The organism is Fibrobacter sp. UWH5 (assembly GCF_900142505.1).
Taxonomy (GTDB): Bacteria; Fibrobacterota; Fibrobacteria; order Fibrobacterales; family Fibrobacteraceae; genus Fibrobacter.
Genome location: NZ_FRBB01000002.1, coordinates 310,190 through 317,366, shown reverse-complemented (window position 1 = coordinate 317,366; position 7,177 = coordinate 310,190). Strand labels below are relative to the sequence as shown.

9 protein-coding genes are annotated in these 7,177 nt (G+C 45.5%); 5 read left to right on the top strand and 4 right to left on the bottom strand.

All coding sequences use genetic code 11. The annotated features are described in order from the left end of the window. Together BUB38_RS16250 and BUB38_RS04050 are read left to right on the top strand one after the other, a co-directional pair. Positions 1-198, top strand: a 198-nt coding sequence (locus BUB38_RS16250) for a hypothetical protein (protein WP_175547639.1), incomplete at its 5' end; no start/stop codon positions are given. 219 nt (positions 199-417) lie between these two features. Next, complete coding sequence (locus BUB38_RS04050; protein WP_073157374.1) at positions 418-1,107, top strand: PD-(D/E)XK nuclease family transposase; 690 nt, start codon at positions 418-420, stop codon at positions 1,105-1,107. Here BUB38_RS04050 and BUB38_RS16245 read toward each other — a convergent pair. Together BUB38_RS16245 and BUB38_RS04045 are read right to left on the bottom strand one after the other, a co-directional pair. Continuing rightward, positions 1,104-1,259 carry a hypothetical protein gene (locus BUB38_RS16245; RefSeq protein ID WP_170932261.1) on the bottom strand — a complete coding sequence of 52 codons (156 nt, stop codon included), beginning with the start codon at positions 1,257-1,259 and terminating at the stop codon, positions 1,104-1,106. The two genes, BUB38_RS04050 and BUB38_RS16245, sit on opposite strands and share 4 nt — an antisense overlap. A 12-nt stretch (positions 1,260-1,271) precedes the next feature. Beyond that, positions 1,272-3,002, bottom strand: coding sequence for a hypothetical protein (locus BUB38_RS04045; protein ID WP_073157371.1), 1,731 nt, complete (start codon positions 3,000-3,002; stop codon positions 1,272-1,274). A 271-nt stretch (positions 3,003-3,273) separates the two neighbouring features. Between BUB38_RS04045 and BUB38_RS04040 the strand changes: the two genes are divergently transcribed. After that, positions 3,274-3,456 (top strand): hypothetical protein, encoded by a 183-nt coding sequence (locus BUB38_RS04040; RefSeq protein ID WP_139258220.1) that lies wholly within the window; start codon positions 3,274-3,276, stop codon positions 3,454-3,456. A gap of 361 nt (positions 3,457-3,817) precedes the next feature. On the opposite strand, the gene BUB38_RS04035 is transcribed toward BUB38_RS04040, so the two are convergent. Then, positions 3,818-5,296: a GGDEF domain-containing protein gene (locus BUB38_RS04035; protein WP_175547638.1), complete on the bottom strand. Its 1,479-nt coding sequence runs from the start codon at positions 5,294-5,296 to the stop codon at positions 3,818-3,820. Between the two features lie 345 nt (positions 5,297-5,641). Here BUB38_RS04035 and BUB38_RS04030 point away from each other — a divergent pair, with 345 nt between their 5' ends. Beyond that, positions 5,642-6,646: a hypothetical protein gene (locus tag BUB38_RS04030; RefSeq protein WP_073157362.1), complete on the top strand. Its 1,005-nt coding sequence runs from the start codon at positions 5,642-5,644 to the stop codon at positions 6,644-6,646. Positions 6,647-6,654: 8 nt separating this feature from the next. Further along, positions 6,655-6,798, top strand: coding sequence for a hypothetical protein (locus BUB38_RS16240; RefSeq protein WP_175547637.1), 144 nt, complete (start codon positions 6,655-6,657; stop codon positions 6,796-6,798). Here the strand turns inward: BUB38_RS16240 and BUB38_RS04025 are convergent. Continuing rightward, entirely contained in the window at positions 6,795-7,076 is a 282-nt protein-coding gene (locus BUB38_RS04025; protein WP_139258218.1) for a hypothetical protein, read from the bottom strand. The genes BUB38_RS16240 and BUB38_RS04025 overlap by 4 nt on opposite strands. Positions 7,077-7,177: the final 101 nt, after the last annotated feature.

Here is a 7,177-nt window from a genome sequence, read left to right as displayed (position 1 = left end):
AAGAGTATTGGACAAAGGCTTGGCTTTGTGAGTGCAGGCGACGAACGACGCGCTCTTGAACGCAAGGTTCGCAGAATGGAGTCGGCAAGCAAGGCAAAAGATGCGAAACTGGCCGACCAGGCCAATGCTCTTGCCGATAACGCTGCTGAAATTGCTGCTCTCAAGGCAGAAATCGAACGGCTTAAGAGTGGCAAATAGCTGCTGCGATCATTTCGCATAACGTTAGGACCCCTCGCGGGTCCTTTTTTTATTGTATAAAATGAAAACCCCCAGCCGGTGGGTTCCTTTTTTGTTTTTGGGATGAAAAAAATCAAAAAAAACGGGAGCGTCGTCTTGAAAAAGTCGTGTTATATAGCAGGTGGATAATTCACTCCGCCTCAACTGCTATTTGGCATTTGAACAAGAATAAAGAATAGCATGACACGAGAAGAATTTGCCGAACTTTTGAAAAAATTGAGGGTGGCGAATGAAAATCTTGACTTGACCACGGATCTGGTGAATGCAGCTCTTAATTTGCAAGGCGAAGAACGTATAGAGAATCCGACACTCACGAATCCTTACATTCCCGGAGAACTTGGCTTTAAGAACGTTGAACCTGATGTTTTGCTGCGGAAAGTTCATCCTGTATATTGCGGAACAAAGCCTCCTGATGATATCATCTCAGTGGAGGTTCAGCACAATGGTAGCTCGATTTTTAGCGATCGGTTGATGCTTTATGTTGCCCGTCATACAAGCCGTATGGTGCCCCCAAACGACATGCGTCCGCTGGACAACTTGAATCTAATTAGCTTTCAACTTTTCGATACGTACCCGTGGAAAGTTTGCAAGGATTACCGTTATACAATCCAGATGCGGACTCAGAACGATCTCGTGTATTTCAGTAAACAGACAATCACCCTCGTGGAGGTGAAAAAGTTCTTGAAACACGCTGAGTACTTCAAGGATGACCATAGTCGGCTGGCTCAGTGGCTTCGTGCTATTGACGCTTTGAATAGGGAAGAATCTGCGGCCTTTGCAAGGTATGAAAAAAATTACCACCGAATTTTATTGCATAAAAAAGACCCGACTTCAATGAGGCCGGGCTTTTTCAAGATTCTCGAAACTTAGGCGTTCTTCTTGTTTTCAACATCGAAGTTGAGGCCGAACTCGCCTTCGTATTCCGGAACATCGGGACCCTCACCAGAGCCTGCAAGCAGGGAAGATTCAAACTTCATGTCGACGATGGTCATTTTCGGTGCGACGTATTCTTTCATTTCCATTTTCCTATTCCCTTATTTGATAATGACCTTTTGGCCCTTGTTGTAATATGTTCCCTTGACAGTGGGCTTCTTGTTCATCATGCGGCCCTTCATGTCAAACCACTTGTTTTCGTCCATGGTGATTTCGCCGGTGATGGTGTTCATGGTGCCGGTGGCGGTTGTTGATCCGTCGCCATCAATAAACTTGACCACGATTGTTTCCGGAAGATCTTCTTCAGCGATTTCGGCGCCGGCTGCAGCCTTGGCAAGAACGCCTGCGCTGTTGTACTTGAGGTAGGCTCGCATGGGCGGAACAGTTGCTCCTGTACCCGCCTTTATGAACTGGCCTGCGGTAATATTGTCTCCTTGAGAATTCCCGGCGAAACCATAGACGCCCTTCTTTGAGGATTCATTGAAGGTGATCTTTTCGTAGGTGCCCTTGAATGTCCAAGTTCCGGGTAGTCCCTGGTTGCCATCGTTTTTATTATAATCTGCTGTGAATTCAGCGTCGTTTATGCCATTTTTTGTGCTAAGCGTGTATTGACAAGGTCCGTCCCATCCAGAAGAATTGAACTCAATTTGTGCCTTGCTTGCTACAACGAAGTAGGGTGTGTTTGCTTTCATCGTGTTCAAATAACCAACTGCATAAACTGCCCATGAACCTTGGTTGTTTTGGATATTTGCTATTTCGTAGAGCTGTGTTGCGCTATTTAAGCATCCACCTGCGATGTCAAAGGGTAGAACGACTGTGGATGCAACATCACTGTATTGCCCAATATTGAATTCTCTATTATAAACAATAGAGTCAACGGTCACGTCTTCCGGAATGCTCAACGTCTGCAGTCTTGCTTCGCTCTTGCCGTCGATACAGGCGACCCTCTTGTCATTGATCATCTTCACTTCAAAGATGCCGTCGCCTTCCTGGAAACAATCGCCTTCTTCAATGACTTCCATAGATGCGGGGAGCAAGCCGGGGTCGTCAGCTGCGGGTGCAAAAGACAATCCCGGTGCGGCTTTTCCCATGGTTCCCTGACTATTGTAAACCAAGTAAGCTCGCATGGGCGGAACACTGGCGTTTGTTCCTGCTTTTACGAATTTTCCAATAGTGCCTGCGCCAGCTAATCCATAGGAATGACTTCGCTCTGTATCGTTTGCGTCCCAGGTCTTTGTTGTGTAAACTCCCTTGAATTCCCAAATTCCTTTTAAACCAGTGGGTGAATTGGTATCAGGGTTTGCAGAATATTTGGAGACGGCAGCACCATCAGTGGTATTTAGGTCAAATGTACAATCTTTTCCGCCCAACTTGAAATATAGTCCGTTACTATCGCGTTCCTTAAACTCGATTAGATAAGGACGGTTTGCCTCGAATCCTGTGGAAGAGGTTGTTACTGGATTTGTTAGTACAGTCCAAACAGAATCTTTGTTTTTATAAATTCTTCGAATATCGCTTAAGTTCGCGCCGGTAGATGTGGGTTTGCACCCTTGAGATGGGTATACGGGCAATACAATAGTTTGTTTTGCGGAAGTAGCAGAATTCTTTCTGTAGTAGTATACTGAATCCACCGTTTCTGTGGTAGTGATTGCCGCAGGCTCATTGTGATGTTCGCCATCTGCATCAATTTCTGCGAAACATTTATTACCGACCTTTTTGATAGTAATAGGTCCGTACTGTTTGGGTGTATCGGTGCAGGTGGTTGCGGCCTGGGCGACGGAGAATGCTCCGGCGATAGCGATTGCTGCTGAAATTTTTAGGGTACGTATCATGTTGTTCCCACTTCTTAGGTAAAATTCAGTTCCAAATTTAGTTAAGTGGTCTCTTGGTGTCACTAAAAAAAAGTCGCAATAGATTGGAATATAGGGGAAAAAGGTGTTTTTTTTTAGGAGTGTAAAATTTTTATAAAAATCGTAGTGATGAATATCACAAGGGGGTTGGAAAAAAATTTACAGCTTATAATCCGTATTTTTATTTTTGTAACAAAATAAACCAGGTGGAAACATTATGTTAATAAAATGGACTCCCACTGCAGAAGTAAATATGGTTAAAAATTCTCGTGGCTGTTATCAGATTAGAGCGGCTGCGGATCTTTATCGCCTCAATTCTATAAAGACCGTTGATCCTTCTGTTGGTGGCGAAGTGATTGACCCGGAAGAAGAAACCTTCCAATCGTGGTTCCTTCTACAGCAAGCAAGTAATCGTCAAGTAAGGAGTGAAAAATGAATATTAACGAAAATATCGAAAAGAAAGAATACGTCCTCCTCAAATGACCGTTTTGAAGATGGACGGTGTTGCGACTCCGCTCTGTTGTTCTGATAATTGCGGTTATGGTTCCCAGTCGCTTAATGATGAAGGTGAATCCCTGGATTAACTTTCGTTCTATCGATACGAGAACGTTCTTGTAACACTCTAGTCGAAGCAGAACAAATACAGCGTTAAAAAATCCCGCAGAGCCTGCGGGATTTTTTTGTATCCTTCACGAAAAAGTCGGGGCGATTTCCTTATTTCGGGGGCGACTTTTTTCCCAGCACTCACGAATAAATGTTGGTTTTAAATAGGGAAGAATTTTGGGGATTGTTTTCGCTTAACCGCGGTAGAACGTGAAGGACTTGCCGGGAACTTTCTTGCTTTCGTAAGTGCAAGCGTCCGCCTGCTTGTAAAGCTCATCGAAGTTTGCTTCGCCGCCCTTTGCGATAGTTGCACCTAGGCTTACAGAAATGCGATAATCTTCAAGGCCCTTCACCTGGGTGTTTTCCAGCGTATTAAAGAATCTCTGGATAACCCTTGCGCCCAGTTCCTCGGTAGTGATATCCTTGGCGAAAAGCACAAATTCGTCACCGCCCAAGCGCATCAGAATGTCGTTGTCGCGGAAAGCCTTGCGCAGTGCCTTTGCGGTAGCGATAATCACCTCGTCGCCAGCCTGATGCCCCAGCGTATCATTCACCTGCTTGAACTTGTCGATGTCGAAAAGGCAGAACATACCATCCACCTTGTTGAACAATTTTTCCTTGATCTTGGTGGATCCGGCCTGGCGGTTGAACAATCCCGTCATGGCGTCGGTTTCTGCCATGGAAGTCAAGTGTGCTTCGCGGTTCTTCTGTTCGTCGATATTTTCAACCACATAGATGACGCGGTGCAGAACTTCTTCTTCGCTATCTTTCACGGCGATGAAACGTGCGCGGCACCATCCGAAATGTTTTCCCAAAAATTCGTGGGTGATGGTGTTCTTGTCCCTCAGTCGATCCTTCAGGGTGGTCATGTCGGTAAAGGCGAGAACCTCTTCCAAGTAGTCGGGATCCGTGGTGGCTTCCATCACTTTTTTGACGCAAACGGTAAAATTCTTTTCGGTGGGCAGGGAGTCCTGGATAAACTGGTTGGTTCGCATCATGGTGAACTCGTCGGTATCCATGTCGACCTGCGCCATAGAAATGTAGATGTTGGCCATGGACTTCCACTGCAACAACTGCATCTTGCGTTCCTTACTGTTGGCCAGGTTTTCGCGATGCTCAAAAACAAAACGCTCCAGCAAGGCCTTTTTCACGCAGCAGCCCAGGAATATACCCACGCAAGAGAAAATGGTCGAATTGACAATTTCCTGCATGCGGATTGCGGCGGGTTTTATGTCGGTGCCGTAATAGAGGGCGATAAACGATAGGGCGACAACGATGGTAAGGACTGTTACTCGGAAAGGCCTTGTGGCGAAAAGTTGAGGTACGATCAGGTACATGCCGAATAGGGTAATGGTCAACTGTTCCGGGGAATTGACGAACGTCAGGAACATGCCTGCGGCATAAAGCGCACACTCGAACGCAAATTCCAATGAGTGCAGAAGTTGTGGGAATCTGGGCACGAGCAACTTGTTGGCCAGAAAGATCACTATTGACAGAACCAGGGCTGCGATGTAACCCGTGGCCTTCTGCGAAATACCGTTGATGTCTGCTGAAAGTGCGGCCGCGGTCGCCGCTGCGAAAGCTGCCATAGAAAGCAACGAAAACGCATTTAGGGTTCTGCGGTTTCTGCTATCGATTGCCTCCTGGGTGGCTCGAAGCTCCTGGGGATTCATATGCGCATTTACGAGAAAACTCTTGATTTCTGTAAACATAAGACACCAAACTTTTTTTAAAGGCTATGAAAAAGATAGGAATAAATCAATGAAAAAGTGTAAGTTTTTTGTAAGTGCCTTGAAAAAATATGTTTTTTATTATGGACATCAAAAATCAAGTGCTAAATGTGATAGAACATACAGAAAAAGCAGGCCGAATATTGCCATATTTATGGTAAAACCTAAATTTGGGACGAAAAGTTTTTAGGTCGTAAAGAACATAGCCCGATTTTAAAATATTGAAAATTTTTTCTGTTTTTTTAAATTTTCCCTAGTTTGGTAATGTTATCAAAGGGAGTCTTAAGAATGAAACGTTTGTTCTTTTCTCTGTTTGCAGGCGCGCTGGCCGTGTCCGCTTTTGCAGTAGATGTGGATAGAAGTCCGTTGGCTGAGCTGAATAAGCTTGCTGAAGGCAGTGTGAAGTTTGATAGCGTGAATGGCAAGTTGGTCGCTACCATTCTTGAAGCTCAAAGAACTTTCAACATTAGTAAAGATGTTGTGGTGGATTCTGTAAAATTGGAACGTAAGTTTCAAGAAGGTGTTTCCGCAACCGTTATGCTGCCTTTTAAGATTGCTCCGGGTAAAGTTTCCGGTGCGACATTCAACAGGTTGGCTAGTGTAGATGTTAATAGCGCATCGGTTGGCTTGTATAAAGAAGATCAGTTTGTTTTTTCTTATGCGGCTTATATCGTTGTGCCTGAGGGAGAAACGATCTCTTTCAAAGAATCTCCTGTAACATTATTGGCTACCGTTGATACAAATACTGCTGGCAATGTCTGGAATAATCCGTGTGCAAATAGCGGCGGATGGCGAATGATGGGAACCACGACCCTTAAGGGCTGGAAGGATGGCGGCAAGTATGAGGCCGAAATTGGCAAGGTGTATGGATTCGCTGGCTTTGCTCTTTCTGGAGCTGATGCTCAGAATTATGTGGATGGCGCAGGTCCTGTCCAAGTTGGCCAGTTTATAAAGGTCAAGTCCGGTGTCGCTGTGGATCCGATGCGCGGATACATGATGCAGGGTGAATGCGGTCAAAACAAGCCTGCCGTTCCTGGCAGCGAACCGCTTTTTGCTCCGGCTGTTTCTGTTGAAGACCTGCCCGAAACCTTCTCTGTTTATATCGTGAATCCGTCCGTTCCTGGCGCAGGTTCCGATGAAAAAGGTGACGAAGACGTCACTGCAATCAAGACTGTCAAGACTACTGCAGCTTCCAAGGCTGGTCGCTGGCATGATGCCGCTGGCCGTAGCCTGAATAAGCCTAAGGCTCATGGCGTTTACGTTAACGACCGCACACCGGTAATGGTCAAGTAGGGGGAATCATGAACGTGAAAATCGAAAAGAAAGAATACGAAGCTCCCCAGATGACTGTGGTGGATGTTCAGACCGCGGCTCCCTTGCTGAGTGCCAGTCAGAGTGATACTGCAGATGATGAAGGTTGGGGCGATTTCCTGAGGTTGAATTAGTCAAAATCCAAAAACATTGCAGTTTCCGCAAAACGGAATTTTGCAAATTTTAAAAACGGAGTGCCTTTCCTGCGAAGGAAAAGGGCTCTGCCAAGCAAAATCCCGCCTTTGAGAAGGCGGGATTTTGCTTTGTCAAGAAATTTTGTGCTTTCCGTGAAACGGAATTCCCCTCTGTCGAAAAAATTTGCACTTTGCGTGAGACGTGATTCCGCTCTGCCGCAAAATGTTGCACTTTCACCGCGGTGGAAAACCGCTCTGCACGAAAAAAATGCACTCATTCCCTCAGGGAAAAGTGCTCTGCATTCGAAAAAAGTGGCAAGGATGTGAGGGAAAAGAGCTCTGCCATACAAAGGAATAAATTTTTTTTGCGATAAAATTG